This window comes from Variovorax sp. LARHSF232 (assembly GCF_052871435.1).
In genome coordinates, this window is sequence record NZ_JBIXJS010000005.1 from 262,945 (window position 1) to 276,883 (window position 13,939).

Here is a 13,939-nt window from a genome sequence, read left to right on the forward strand (position 1 = left end):
CTGCCATGCGTGATGCGGCCTACCTCCAACTGCGCGGGATCAGCAAGCGCTTCGGCGCTTTCACCGCGCTGGACAACATCGACCTGACGATCCGGCGCGGCGAGTTTGTCTGCTTCCTCGGCCCATCGGGCTGCGGCAAGACGACCTTGCTGCGCATCATTGCCGGGCTGGAGTCGCAGAGCGCCGGCAGCATCGTGCAGAACGATCACGACATTTCGACCCTGCCGCCGGCTGGGCGCGACTACGGGATCATGTTCCAGTCCTACGCGCTCTTTCCCAACCTGAGCGTTTCGGACAACGTGGCCTATGGTCTGGTCAACCGCAAGATGCCGCGCTCGCGCATCACGGCGCGCGTGGAGGAACTGTTGGCGCTGGTGGGCTTGCCGGGAAGCGGCGCCAAGTATCCGGCGCAGATGTCCGGCGGCCAGCAGCAACGGGTCGCGCTGGCGCGTGCGCTGGCCACGTCGCCTGGCTTGCTGCTGCTGGACGAGCCGCTGTCGGCATTGGATGCCATCGTGCGGGTTCACCTGCGCAATGAGATCCGCAACCTGCAGCGTCAGCTGGGCGTGACGACCATCATGGTGACGCACGATCAGGAAGAAGCCCTATCCGTGGCCGACCGCATCGTGGTGATGAACCACGGCGTGATCGAGCAGGTGGGCACGCCGCTGGAGGTTTACCGCGAACCGGCCAGCGCCTTCGTCGCCGACTTCGTCGGCAAGGTCAACCGCTTGCGTGCGGTGGCGGAGGGCGACCACTGGTACCGCGTGGGCGACAAGCGCCTGCAATGCCGTCCGGAAGCGGACGCCGGCTGCGGTGTCGGCCGCGAAGTGGCGCTCTACCTGCGGCCCGAAGACCGCGTGGTCGACGGCCTGCGCGATGACGATCCGCTGCGCTGTGCCGGCACGGTGCGGCACGTGGAGTTCCTGGGCGGCAACTGCCTGGCCGAGATTGCCGTCGACGGCATTCCAGGCCAGCCGATGCACCTGCAGTTCTCGCTCAACCAGATGGACGAGTTCAACGTGCGCGAAGGCGGCACGGTGCATTTCGCGCTGCGCACCGATCGGCTGCGCGTGTTTCCGGTGGCGGCATGAGTCGCCGGGCCGCTCCCAAGACGAATACCGCAGCCCGCAGGGCGGAGGCTATCCAATGAGCGGTGTGGTGTCGATGGGCGAGGCGGCTCGCGTCGAGGCGCAGCGGCAACGGCAATTTGCGCCGTCGCCCGTGAAGCAGCGCGTGCACTGGAGCGAGCGGCTGGCGCAACTGGGCCTGCTGGGCGTTGCGCTGCTGTTGGGGGTGGGGCTGGTGGCGCCGCTGTTCCAGATCCTGCAGCAGGCCCTCCAGGGGGAGGGCGGTGGCCTCGGCCTGGGGTCCTTTGCTGCGTACCTCGCCTCGCCGGCGCTGCTCGCGAGCCTGTGGAACAGTGTCTGGGTGTCGGTGCTGGTCACCTTGATCGTGCTGCCGCTGGCCTTCGGCTTCGCCTACGCACTCACGCGCAGCTGCATGCCCGCCAAGGGGCTGTTTCGCACCATCAGCCTGCTGCCGCTGCTGGCGCCCTCGCTGCTGTCGGCCATTTCGATCATCTACTGGTTCGGCAACCAGGGCGTGGCCAAGGCGTTCTGGCTGTCGCTGGGTTTTCCCGGCATCTATGGCGCTTCGGGCATCGTGCTGGCAGAGTGCTTTGCCACCTTTCCGCACGTGCTGATGATCCTCGTCACCGCGCTGCGGCTGGCGGATGCGCGCCTGTATGAAGCGGCGGATGCACTGGGTACCAGCACGGTTCGCAAATTCTTCACCATCACGCTGCCGGGTGCCAAGTACGGGCTCATTTCGGCGGCGCTGGTGTGTTTCACCCTGGTCATCACCGACTTCGGCATTCCCAAGGTGGTGGGCGGCAATTTCAACGTGCTGGCCACCGACGTGTTCAAGCTGGTGATCGGACAGCAGGACTTCCAGCGCGGCGCCGTGGTGGCGCTCCTGTTGCTGACGCCGGCGGTGCTCACCTTTGCCGTCGACTACTTCGTGCAGCGAAAGCAGAACGCCGCGCTGTCGGCCCGCGCGGTGGCGCTGGCGCCGCGGCGCTCGGCGCGCTTCGATGCGGCGATGCTGCTCTACTGCATGCTGATCGGCGCGCTGATGCTGGCCGTGTTCGGCATGGCGGTATTCGGCTCGTTTGCCAAGCTGTGGCCCTACAACCTGACCCCCAGCCTCGATCACTACGTGGCCGGCCTGATCGATGCCGGCCTGGGCGAGGCCCTTGTCAACAGCCTCAAGATGGCGGCCGGCACCGCCGTGTTCGGCACGGTGATCGTCTTTGTCGGCGCCTACCTGCTGGAGAAGACGCGTGGCCTGCCCGGCGTGCGCCCCCTGGTGCGGCTGATGGCCATGTTGCCGATGGCGGTGCCGGGCCTGGTGCTGGGCCTGGGCTACATCTTCTTTTTCAACGACCCGGCCAACCCGCTCAATGGCCTGTACCAGACCATGAGCCTTCTGGTGATTTGCACGGTGGTCCACTTCTACACCACCGGCCACCTGACCATGGTGACGGCGCTCAAGGCCATTGATCCGGAGTTCGAGGCCGTCTCGGCCTCACTCAAGGTGCCGTTCTACAAGACCTTCTGGCGCGTCACCCTGCCGATCTGCCTGCCGACCCTGCTCGACGTCTCGCGCTACTTCTTCATCAACGCGATGACGACGATCTCGGCGGTGGTCTTTCTCTATTCGCCCGACACCAAGGTGGCGGCGGTGGCCATCCTCAACCTGGACGAAGCGGGCGAGACCGGCGCGGCTGCCGCCATGGCCGTGCTGATTGCGGCGGTGTCGATCGTCGTGACCTTGGCTTACCTGGCGCTTGGCAAGTGGCTGGACACCCGCACCCAGGCCTGGCGCGGCGCGCCGCACAGCTGACTTCGGCTCAACCCCCCAGGTCGGGCCGCTCGCGCAGGAAGCGCGCAAAGCGCGGTACGCCGTTGTCGGTGCTGCCGTTGTAGCGAAAGCTGACCCAACTGCCGATGGGTGGCGGCGTCTTGCGCTGCGCGTCCGTCAGGCCGCTGCCCAGCTTCAAGCGGCGCCCGTCGCGCGTTTCCACCAGCAAGGCACCCAGCCGGCCGGCATTGCGACCCTTGCCGGGCAAGTGGGCCACCACCTTGGCATCGGCGTCGTCGAAGGGCTTGACCTTGAGCAGGTCCTGGTTGCGCTCGGCGCGGTAGAGCGAGGCGCCGCGGTGCAGCATCAGGCCCTCGCCGCCGCCGCGCACGGTGCGCTCGAGCAAGGCTTCGAGGTCTTCATGGGTGGTGGCACGCTGCTGGGACACCGGAATCAGCCAGGGCGCCGCGGCGATGGGCAGCAGGCGGCGCAATGCCTGCAGCCGTTCGCTGAAGGTCCCGGCCTGGGCGGGCAGGTCGAACACCATGAAACGGATTTCGCGCCATGCCGCGTCGTGGGGCACTTCGCTGCGCACCGTCGATACCGTCCGCTCGAACTTGCCGCGGCCGCTCCACAACTCGCCATCCATCGCGGTGGCTGGCCAGTTGGCAGTGAACCAGGTCGGCGCCGAGACCGTCTGGCCGCCGCGCAGGCGCAGTTGCTTGCCGTCCCAGTAGCCGCGCACGCCATCGAACTTCTCGCTGACCCAGTAGTCCGCCAGCGGCATGCCGGGGCGGTAGACCTCGGCCAGCATCAGGGCCGGCGGGGCGGCCTCCAGTGCCTTCGCCACCGGCGCGAGCACGCCCAGGAGGGTGGCAAGCAGGAGCGAACGGCGATTCAGGGACGACATGAGAGGAAAAGCAGGGAACTGAAGGGGCGCCAGGCAGGGAATCTGGCGCGGCGCTGCGGCCTGCGGCAGGCCGCCGGCATGAATTGTCCGGCGATGGCAGACGGGCGAGCCGTTCAGGGCTCGCCAGCGGCTGCGCCAAACGCGACGAATTGCGCAGATTTGCCGAAGCGCTGGCAAGCGCCCGGCAAGGGTCGATCAGCCTTCCGACAGACCGCCCACCACCTGGCTGAAGCCGCCGTCCACGTAGGTGATCTCGCCGGTGACGCCGCTGGCCAGGTCGGACAGCATGAAGGCGGCCACGTTGCCCACTTCCTCGATGGTCACGTTGCGGCGGATCGGCGCGACCTCGGCCACCGCCGACAGGATCTTGCCGAAGCCCTTGATGCCGCTGGCCGCCAGGGTCTTGATCGGGCCGGCGCTGATGCCGTTGGCGCGCATGCCCTTGGGGCCGATCGACTCGGCCAGGTAGCGCACCGAAGCCTCCAGGCTGGCCTTGGCCAGGCCCATGGTGTTGTAGTTGGGCAGCGCGCGCACGGCGCCCAGGTAGGTCAGCGTCAAGAGGGCCGACTTGTCGTTGAGGTAGGGCAGGGCCGACTTGGCCATGGCCGGAAAGCTGTAGGCGCTGATGTCGTGCGCCACCTTGAAGGCGTCGCGCGACAGGCCTTCGAGGAAGTCGCCTGCGATCGCCTCCCGCGGGGCAAAGCCGATGCTGTGCACGAAGCCGTCGAACTTGGGCCAGGTCTGCGCCAGGTCGGCAAAGAGCTTGTCGATCTGCGCGTCGTCACCCACGTCGCAGTCGAACACCAGCTTGGAGCCGAAGTCGGCGGCGAACTCGGTGATGCGGTCCTTGAAGCGCTCGCCCACGTAGCTGAAAGCGAGTTCCGCGCCCTGCTGATGGCAGGCCTTGGCGATGCCGTAGGCAATCGATCGATTGCTGAGTACGCCCGTGATGAGTAGTTTCTTGCCGGCGAGAAAGCCCATATGAATGCCTCTTGAGAAGGTCTCTTGAAAATCTTGGGCGAGAATTCTCGCATGCGAGCTTGGGCACTATTGGTATTGGCACTGCTGGCGGCCCCCTCGTGGGCCGCGCATGCCTACGCGCAATTCGGCGATGTGAAGTACCCGCCGGGCTTTACCCACTTCGACTATGTCAACCCGGATGCGCCCAAGGGCGGCGAGATCCGCATGGTGCCGCCCCTGGCCATCACCAACTTCGACAAGTTCAATCCCTTCACCTTGAAGGGCACGGCGCCGGCCGGCCTGGGCGCGTTGATGTTCGAAAGTCTCCTGACCGGCAACGACGAGGAGCCCACCACCGCCTACGGCCTGCTGGCCGAGGATGTGGAAGTTGCGGGCGACAAGCGCTCGGCCACCTTCCGCATCCGGCCGGAGGCCCGCTTCAACGACGGCTCGCCGGTGCTGGCGGCGGATGTCGTCCATTCCTTCCAGACCCTCACCAGCAAGCTGGCGGCGCCGCAATTTCGCACCATCTACGCCGAGGTGAAGGGCGCCCGGGAACTGGGCGAGCGCACCGTGCGCTTCGATTTCGCCAGCGACAACCGCGAGCTGCCGCTGGTGGTGGGCGGCATGGCGGTGTTCAGCCGGGCCTGGGGCGGCGGCAAGCCCTTCGACCAGATCAACACCGAGCTGCCGATCGCCTCCGGCCCTTACATGCCGGCCAGCAGCAGGCTGGGGCGCGACATTACTTATGTTCGCCGGCCCGACTACTGGGGTGCTCATCTGGCAGTGCGCAAGGGGCAGTTCAATTTCGAGCGCGTGACCTTCAAGCTCTACCTGGACGACACGGCGCGTTTCGAGGGCCTGAAGGCCGGCGAGTTCGATTTCATGCGCGAATTCATTTCGCGCAACTGGGCGCGCCAGTACTACGGCAAGGCCTTCGAGACCGGCGAATTGAAGAAGCAGTCCTTCGAAAACCGCAATCCGGGCGACTTTCAGGGCTACATCTTCAATCTGCGCAACCCGAAGTTCCAGGACATCCGGGTGCGCCAGGCAATCGGCCTGGCGATGGACTTCGAATGGCTCAACCGGCAGATGTTCTATGGCCTGTACAAGCGGGCTGAAGGCTATTTCCCCAACAGCGACTTCCATGCCGAAGGCCCACCGGGACCGGACGAGCTGGCGCTGCTGGAGCCCTTGCGCAAGAAGCTGCGGCCCGAGGTGTTCGGCCCGGTGCCGCTGGCGCCCAGCACCAATCCGCCTTCCAGCCTGCGCGAGAACTTGCGCAAGGCGCGCGATCTGCTGGCGCAAGCCGGCTGGACCTACCGCGACGGCGCGCTGCGCAATGCGCAGGGCGAGCCCTTCGTCTTCGAGTACCTCACCAACCAGCCCTCGGGCAACCGGCTGATCCTGCCGATGCAGGCCCACCTGCGAAAGCTGGGCATCGACTTGCGCCTGCGCAATGTGGACGGTTCGCTCTATGTCTCGCGGCTGGACAACTTCGAGTTCGAGATGACCAGCCTGCGCAAGCCCGGCACCGCGGCGCCAGGTGGCGAGCTGTTCGACTACTTCGGCGCCAAGGCGGCCGACACGCCGGGCTCGGCCAACATCTGGGGCATCAAGGATCCGGCGGTGGACGTGCTGTTGCAGAAGGTGGTGACGGCCACCACCCGGCCCGAGCTATCCGCGGCCATGCGCGCGCTCGACCGCGTGCTCACCAATGGCTACTACTCGATCCCGCAGTGGACCAGCAACGCCTTCCTGGTCGGCTACCGGCCCGGCCGCTTCGTGCTGCCCAAGACCGTGCCGCCCTACTACGACGCCGGCAACTGGGCGGTGTCGACCTGGTGGGCCTCGCCCTCGAACAAGTAGGCAAAACGAAAAGCATGGCCAGCTACATCTTCAAGCGCCTTCTCCTGATGCTGCCCACGCTGTTCGGCGTGCTGCTGATCACCTTCATCGTGATCCAGTTCGTGCCGGGCGGGCCGGTCGAGCAGATGGTGGCGCAGCTGCAGGGGCGCGATGCGGGCGGCGAGGGCGCCGCGGCGGCGGGTGCCGGCTACCGTGGCCGGCAAGGGCTGGACGCGCAGCGCGTCGAGGAGATCAAGAAGCTCTACGGCTTCGACAAGCCGGCGCCGCAGCGCTTCTGGGACATGCTCAAGTCCTTTGCCCGTTTCGACCTGGGCACCAGCTTCTATCAGCGCAAGGACGTGTGGCAGCTCATCAAGGAAAAGCTGCCGGTGTCCATCAGCCTGGGCCTGTGGACCTTTTTCATCAGCTACCTGATTGCAGTGCCGCTGGGCGTGTCCAAGGCGGTGCGTGCGGGCACGCGATTCGATTTCGTCTCCACCCTGATCGTGCTCATCGGCTATGCCATTCCGGGCTTCGTGCTGGGCGTGGCCTTGCTGGTGGTGTTCGGCGGACAGCTGCAGTGGTTCCCCTTGCGCGGCCTGACCTCGGCCAACTGGGAAAGCCTCGGCTGGGGTGCGCGCATTGCCGACTACCTGTGGCACATCACCCTGCCGCTGATCGCCATGGTGCTGGGCAGCTTTGCCGTGACCACCATGCTGACCAAGAACTCCTTCCTGGAGGAGATTCGCAAGCAGTACGTGCTGACGGCCCGCGCCAAGGGCCTGGACGAGGGCAAGGTGCTGTGGAAACACGTGATGCGCAATGCGCTCATTCCCATCATCACCGGCTTTCCCTCGGCCTTCATCGGCGCCTTCTTCACCGGCTCGCTGCTGATCGAGACGCTGTTCTCGCTCGACGGCCTGGGCCTTCTGAGCTACGAGAGCGTGATCCGGCGCGACTACCCGGTGGTGCTGGGCACGCTCTTCCTGTTTACGCTGATCGGCCTGGTGACCAAGCTGATTTCCGACCTCTGTTATGTGCTCGTTGACCCGAGGGTGAAGTTTGACTAGTCCGCCCGTCTCCTTGAGCCCCGGCCGTCGTGCCTGGCGGCGTTTCAGGCGCAACCGGCTGGGCTTCTGGAGCCTGGTGCTGTTCACCGCCTTGGTCGTGCTCTCGCTCTTTGCCGAGCTGATCTCCACCGAGAAGCCACTGGTCGTGCGCTACGAAGGCCAGACCTACTTTCCGGTGCTGCGCGACTACTCCGAGAAAACCTTCGGCGGCGACTTCGAGACGCCTGCCGATTACCTGGACCCTTTCATCCGCGAGCGCATCACCCAGGGGGGCAACTGGGCGATCTACGCGCCCAACTCCTACGGGCCGCGCACGCTCAACTACTTCGCCAAGCTGCCCAACCCGGCGGCGCCCTCGCGCGAGAACATCTTCGGCACGGACGACCGCGGGCGCGACCTGCTGGCGCAGCTCATCTACGGTTTTCGGGTGAGCGTGCTGTTTGCGCTGGCGCTGACCGCCATCGGCGTGGTGCTGGGCATCCTCACCGGCGCGGTGCAGGGCTACTTTGGCGGCCGGACCGACCTGGCCTTTCAGCGCTTCATCGAGATCTGGGGCTCCATGCCCGAGCTGTACCTGCTGATCATCTTCAGCGCGGTGTTCGCGCCCAGCATTGCGCTGCTGCTGATCCTGCTCAGCCTGTTCGGCTGGATGGGCCTGTCGGACTACGTGCGCGCCGAGTTCCTGCGCAACCGGCAGATGGACTACGTGCGGGCCGCGCGCGCCCTGGGCGTGGGCAACCTGCAGATCATGCGGCGCCACATCCTGCCCAACAGCATGACGCCGGTGGTCACCTTTTTGCCCTTTCGCATGAGCGCCGCCATCCTGGCGCTCACCTCGCTCGACTTCCTGGGGCTGGGCGTGCCGCCCGGCACGCCGTCGCTGGGCGAACTGCTGAACCAGGGCAAGGCCAACCTGGACGCCTGGTGGATCTCGCTGTCCACCTTCGGCGTGCTGGTGCTGACCTTGATGCTCTTGACCTTCATGGGCGATGCGCTGCGCGATGCGCTAGACCCGAGAAAGATGGACCGATGATGGCCCCCACGCTCGGCACTGGCGTGTCCTCGCTGCCCCCCGAGGGGGCGCTCGCCGCCTTGGGGCGGCCCGGCGGCGGCTCGGGCACCGACCTGCTGCGAACCCAGGGCCTGCGCGTTGCCTTTGGCGGCAAGCAGGTGGTGCACGGCGTGGATTTCCAGCTGGCCGCGGGCGAGAAGCTGGCGCTGGTCGGCGAATCCGGCTCCGGCAAGACGGTGACCGCGCTGTCGCTGCTGCGCCTGCTGCCGGATGCCGACGTATCGGGGCAGGCCTTCTTTGCGCCGGGCACGGGGCAGGGCGGCGCCGCACGCGATCTGCTGGCGCTGACCGAGCGCCAGTTGCGCGGCATCCGCGGCAAGGAGATCGCCATGATCTTCCAGGAGCCGATGACGGCGCTCAATCCGCTCTTTCCAGTGGGCGACCAGATCGCCGAGGTGCTGCAGCTGCATGAGGCGCTGTCGGCGCCGGCGGCGCGCGACGCAGCCGTTCAGCTGTTGGCCGAGACCGGCATCCCGGACCCGGAGCGGCGTGCCAATGCCTTCCCGCACCAGCTCTCGGGCGGCCAGCGCCAGCGCGCCATGATCGCCATGGCCCTGGCCTGCAAGCCGCGCCTGCTGCTGGCCGACGAGCCCACCACGGCGCTGGACGTGACCCTGCGGGTGCAGATCCTGGAGCTGCTCGATGCCCTGGCCACGAAGCACGGCATGGCGGTGTTGCTGATCACGCACGACCTGAACCTGGTGAAGCGCTTTGCCGACCGGGTGGCAGTGATGGAAGACGGCCGCATCGTCGAACAGGGGCGGGTGGCCGAGGTGTTCGCCGCACCGCGCCATGCCTACACCCGCAAGCTGATCGACAGCCGGCCGACGCGCGACATCCAAGGCGTGGCGGTGCGCGCCGACGAGCCGCCGGTGCTGCAGGCGCAGGCGTTGCGAGTGGCCTATCCGGTCTCGCGGCCCGGCATCCGCGGCTGGTTCGGCAGGGGCGAATTCGTGGCGGTGCAGCGCGCCGACCTGCTGGTGCGCCCCGGCGAGACGCTGGGCATCGTGGGCGAATCGGGCTCGGGCAAATCCACCCTGGCCTTGGCCGCGCTGGGCCTGCTGCCGCATGGCGGTACCTTGCAGGTGGCGGGCCGGCCGTGGTCCGGCGGCGCCGCCAACCGGGCCCTGCGACGCATCGTGCAGGTGGTGTTCCAGGATCCGTTTTCCTCGCTGTCGCCACGCATGACCGTTGAGGAGATCGTCGGCGAGGGCCTGACGGTGCACGACGGCGGGCTGGACGTGGCACAGCGGCGCGAGCGGGCGATCCAGGCGCTGGCCGAGGTGGGCCTGCAGGAAAGCCAGTTCCCGGGCCTCCTGGGGCGCTATCCCCACGAGTTTTCCGGCGGCCAGCGCCAGCGCATCGCCATTGCCCGGGCGCTGATCGTGCAGCCGCAGCTGCTGGTGCTGGACGAGCCCACCAGCGCGCTGGACGTCACCATTCAGAAACAGGTGCTGGCCCTGCTGCAGCGCCTGCAGCGCGAGCGCGGCCTGAGCTACCTGCTCATCACCCACGACGTGGAAGTGATCCGCGCCATGGCGCACCGGGTGATGGTCATGAAGGACGGCGCCGTGCTGGAAGCCGGCGAGACCGACCGCGTGCTCGACGCGCCGCAAGACCCTTACACCCGCAAATTGGTGGCGGCGGCGCTGGATGTCTGAGCCTGAGATGGGGTATGACCCTCGCGGTGCCTGGCGGGCCGCACTGGCAGGCATGGTCACGCTGGCGGTGGCCATGGGGCTCGGGCGCTTCGCCTTCACGCCGGCGCTGCCGCTGATGCTGCACGAAGGCAAGCTGGACCTGCAGGGCGGCGGGCTGCTGGCCTCGCTCAACTACCTGGGCTATTTTGTCGGCGCGCTGTCCTGCGCCGCCATTCACCTGCGGCCGGCGGCCATGGTGCGCGGCGGCCTGGCGGCGACCACGGCGCTGCTGCTCGGCATGGGGCTCATCCACGGTTTCAGCGCCTGGGGCGTGCTGCGCACCGCCGCCGGCGTGATGAGCGCCTGGACCTTTGTCTTCGCCTCCGGCTGGTGCCTGCGGCGGCTGGCGGAAACCGGCGCGCCGAAGCTGGCCGGCGTGATCTACGCCGGGCCGGGCATCGGCATCCTGCTGGCCGGCGTGCTGGGCAGCCAGATCGGCCGCTGGGGCTCGGACGCAGCCTGGATCGGTTACGGCCTGGCCGCGCTCCTGCTGAGCGCCCTGATCTGGCGCGTGTTCGAGGACGGGCAGCACCACGCCGGCGGCACCGCCGCACCGGCGCCGGCACCCGAGGCCTCGGCCGGCCCCGCTGCGGGCAGCGATGCGCGCTGGCTGGTCGGCTTGTACGGCCTGGCCGGCTTCGGCTACATCATCACCGCGACCTTTCTGCCGGTGATCGCGCGCCAGGCGCTGCCGGGCTCGCCCTGGCCGGATTTGTTCTGGCCGCTGTTCGGCCTCGCCGTGATTCCAGGCGCCATCTTGGGTGCGCGGCTGCCGTTGCACTGGGACAACCGGCTGCTGCTGGCGGGCTGCTATGCAATGCAGGCGCTGGGCGTGCTGCTGTCGGTGGCCTGGCCCAGCGTGCCGGGCTTTGCCTTGGGCAGCCTGCTGCTGGGCCTGCCTTTCACCGCCATCACCTTGTTCGCGGTACGCGACGCCCGGCGCTTGCGCGGAAATGCCGCAGCCGGGTTGATCGGCCTGGCGACGGCGTCCTATGGAATCGGCCAGATCCTGGGGCCCCTGTTTGCCGCGCCGCTGGCGCAGCGCACCGGTTCGTTTTCGGTGCCATTGCTGGCCGCTGCGGGGGTGCTGGCGGCCGGCGCGCTGCTTTTTACCGGGGTCTGGTGGCAAAAGAAGGGGCGCCTGCGCGGCTAGAAGCGGTAGGCGATGCGAGAGAGGGCTTTGGCGCTTGGCCAATTAGCACGAAATTTGCGCAATTGGCATATAATTGCAGGCTCACGACCAAAACGGGCGGGTACTTACCGCCCGTTTTTCGTTTGTGCTTCATTTTTCGTGTGGTGTCACGCGCAGGCGCCACCCGGAACGTACGAACGTACTTCATCAGGAATTTACTAAACACGTGGCATTGCAGCAGACAGTGGAACAAACCGTGGCCGGCCTCGGCTACGACCTGGTCGAGATCGAACGCTCGGCCGGAGGCTTGCTGCGCGTCACGATTGATTTGCCCTGGGCCGGCCCCAATTCTGGCAAGGCCGATAAGGCGCCGGGTGTGCCCGAGCCCTACCTGACGGTCGAAGACTGCGAGAAGGTCACGCGCCAGTTGCAGTTCGCCCTGGAGGTCGACGGTGCCGACTACAAGCGGCTCGAGGTGTCGTCGCCGGGCATCGACCGGCCCCTGCGAGGCGAGAAGGATTTCGAGCGTTTTGCCGGTGAAGTCATCGACATCACGCTCAAGGCGCCGATCGGCGCCATCGGCAAGGACGCCGGCACGCCGGTGGCGGCCAATCGCAAGAAGTTTCGCGGCACGCTGGAGCGTGCCGACGGTGGTGGCTGGCAAATCGTCTGGAGCGATGCGCCGAAGCCGAAGCCCGGACAAAAGGTGAGCAAGAAGCGCGCGCCCGTGCCGTTGCAGGCGCTGGGCTTTGCGTTGGACGAGCTGCGCGAGGCGCGGCTTGCGCCAATCGTGGATTTCAAGGGCCGCAAGGCCAAAACCCGTGAGGGTTCATTTGATGTTGCCGGTGGCGATACGCCGGCTTGACCGAGGAGAGTGGGGCATGAATCGCGAAATGTTGATGTTGGTGGATGCGATCTCGCGCGAGAAGAACGTCGAACGCGACGTGGTCTTCGGCGCGGTCGAGTCTGCGCTGGCGCAGGCCACCAAGAAGCTCTACCAGGGAGAAGTGGACATCCGTGTGGCGGTCGATCGCGACAGCGGTGAATACGAGACCTTCCGCCGTTGGCACGTCGTTCCCGACGAGGCCGGCCTGCAGCTGCCCGACCAGGAAATCCTGCTATTCGAAGCCAAGGAAGAAATGCCCGACATCCAGGTCGACGAGTACATCGAGGAATCGGTGGATTCGGTGCCGATCGGCCGCATCGGCGCCATGGCCGCCAAGCAGGTCATCCTGCAGAAGATCCGTGACGCCGAGCGCGAGATGCTGCTCAACGACTTCATGTCGCGCGGCGAGAAGATCTTCACCGGCACCGTCAAGCGCCTGGACAAGGGCGACATCATCGTCGAGGCCGGCCGCGTCGAAGGGCGCCTGCGCCGCAGCGAGATGATCGCCAAGGAAAACCTGCGCAATGGCGACCGCGTGCGCGCCATGATCATGGAAGTCGACCTCACGCTGCGCGGCGCCCCGATCATCCTGTCGCGCTCGGCCCCCGAATTCATGATCGAGCTGTTCCGCCAGGAAGTGCCCGAGATCGAGCAGGGCCTGCTGGAGATCAAGAGCTGCGCCCGCGATCCCGGTTCGCGCGCCAAGATCGCCGTGCTCAGCCACGACAAGCGGGTCGACCCGATCGGCACCTGTGTCGGTGTGCGCGGCACCCGCGTCAACGCGGTCACCAACGAGCTGGCCGGCGAGCGCGTCGACATCGTGCTGTGGAGCGAAGACCCGGCGCAGTTCGTGATCGGCGCACTGGCTCCGGCCAACGTGAGCTCGATCGTGGTGGACGAGGAAAAGCACGCCATGGACGTGGTGGTCGACGAGGAAAACCTCGCCATCGCCATCGGCCGCGGCGGCCAGAACGTGCGCCTGGCTTCCGAGCTGACCGGCTGGAAGATCAACATCATGGATGCCAATGAATCGGCCCAGAAGCAGGCGCTCGAAACCGACGTCAGCCGCAAGCTGTTCATGGAAAAGCTGGATGTGGACGAGGAAATCGCCGACATCCTGATCTCCGAGGGCTTCACCAGCCTGGAAGAAGTGGCCTACGTGCCAATCTCCGAAATGCTGGACATCGAAGCCTTTGACGAAGACACCGTCAATGAGCTGCGCACGCGCGCCAAGGATGCGCTGCTCACCATGGAGATCGCCAAGGAAGAAGGCGTCGAGAGTGTCTCCCAGGACCTGCGCGACCTGCCTGGCCTGGATGCCGACCTGATTGCGAAGCTCGCCGATGCCGGCGTGCATTCGCGCGATGACCTGGCCGACCTGGCCGTCGACGAACTAACCGAGATCACCGGCCAAAGCGCCGATGACGCCAAAGCCCTGATCTTGAAAGCCCGCGAACATTGGTTCGCCGGCCAAGAGTGACGTGATGGAGCACCGA

11 protein-coding genes are annotated in these 13,939 nt (G+C 66.8%); 9 read left to right on the plus strand and 2 right to left on the minus strand.

The window, feature by feature from the left end; all coding sequences use genetic code 11:
• Nucleotides 1–5 precede the first annotated feature (5 nt).
• Entirely contained in the window at nucleotides 6–1,094 is a 1,089-nt protein-coding gene (locus ACIPRI_RS15450) for a putative 2-aminoethylphosphonate ABC transporter ATP-binding protein (RefSeq protein WP_446622334.1), read from the plus strand.
• Nucleotides 1,095–1,167: 73 nt separating this feature from the next.
• On the plus strand, nucleotides 1,168–2,907 hold the full coding sequence (locus tag ACIPRI_RS15455) for a putative 2-aminoethylphosphonate ABC transporter permease subunit (protein ID WP_446622458.1): 1,740 nt from the start codon (nucleotides 1,168–1,170) through the stop codon (nucleotides 2,905–2,907).
• Between the two features lie 7 nt (nucleotides 2,908–2,914).
• Here ACIPRI_RS15455 and ACIPRI_RS15460 read toward each other — a convergent pair whose 3' ends face one another.
• Both ACIPRI_RS15460 and fabI read right to left on the minus strand, forming a co-directional pair.
• Nucleotides 2,915–3,775, minus strand: coding sequence for a DNA ligase (locus ACIPRI_RS15460; protein ID WP_446622335.1), 861 nt, complete (start codon nucleotides 3,773–3,775; stop codon nucleotides 2,915–2,917).
• A 195-nt stretch (nucleotides 3,776–3,970) separates the two neighbouring features.
• Nucleotides 3,971–4,756, minus strand: a complete 786-nt coding sequence (gene fabI, locus ACIPRI_RS15465) for an enoyl-ACP reductase FabI (protein ID WP_446622336.1) — start codon at nucleotides 4,754–4,756, stop codon at nucleotides 3,971–3,973.
• Nucleotides 4,757–4,807: 51 nt separating this feature from the next.
• Here fabI and ACIPRI_RS15470 point away from each other — a divergent pair, with 51 nt between their 5' ends.
• From ACIPRI_RS15470 to nusA, 7 genes are all read left to right on the plus strand, one after another.
• Nucleotides 4,808–6,604 carry an extracellular solute-binding protein gene (locus tag ACIPRI_RS15470; RefSeq protein ID WP_446622337.1) on the plus strand — a complete coding sequence of 599 codons (1,797 nt, stop codon included), beginning with the start codon at nucleotides 4,808–4,810 and terminating at the stop codon, nucleotides 6,602–6,604.
• 14 nt (nucleotides 6,605–6,618) lie between these two features.
• On the plus strand, nucleotides 6,619–7,653 hold the full coding sequence (locus ACIPRI_RS15475; RefSeq protein ID WP_446622338.1) for a microcin C ABC transporter permease YejB: 1,035 nt from the start codon (nucleotides 6,619–6,621) through the stop codon (nucleotides 7,651–7,653).
• 13 nt (nucleotides 7,654–7,666) lie between these two features.
• A complete protein-coding gene (locus tag ACIPRI_RS15480) occupies nucleotides 7,667–8,686 on the plus strand; it encodes an ABC transporter permease (protein WP_446622339.1) in 1,020 nt (339 codons plus the stop codon).
• Complete coding sequence (locus tag ACIPRI_RS15485; protein ID WP_446622459.1) at nucleotides 8,686–10,386, plus strand: ABC transporter ATP-binding protein; 1,701 nt, start codon at nucleotides 8,686–8,688, stop codon at nucleotides 10,384–10,386. Before ACIPRI_RS15480 ends, ACIPRI_RS15485 begins: the two co-directional genes overlap by 1 nt.
• Nucleotides 10,379–11,578 carry a YbfB/YjiJ family MFS transporter gene (locus ACIPRI_RS15490; RefSeq protein WP_446622340.1) on the plus strand — a complete coding sequence of 400 codons (1,200 nt, stop codon included), beginning with the start codon at nucleotides 10,379–10,381 and terminating at the stop codon, nucleotides 11,576–11,578. The genes ACIPRI_RS15485 and ACIPRI_RS15490 overlap by 8 nt, the downstream gene beginning before the upstream one ends.
• Before the next feature lie 205 nt (nucleotides 11,579–11,783).
• Nucleotides 11,784–12,422: a ribosome maturation factor RimP gene (gene rimP / locus ACIPRI_RS15495; protein WP_446622460.1), complete on the plus strand. Its 639-nt coding sequence runs from the start codon at nucleotides 11,784–11,786 to the stop codon at nucleotides 12,420–12,422.
• A 16-nt stretch (nucleotides 12,423–12,438) separates the two neighbouring features.
• Complete coding sequence (nusA, locus tag ACIPRI_RS15500) at nucleotides 12,439–13,923, plus strand: transcription termination factor NusA (RefSeq protein ID WP_446622341.1); 1,485 nt, start codon at nucleotides 12,439–12,441, stop codon at nucleotides 13,921–13,923.
• Nucleotides 13,924–13,939: the final 16 nt, after the last annotated feature.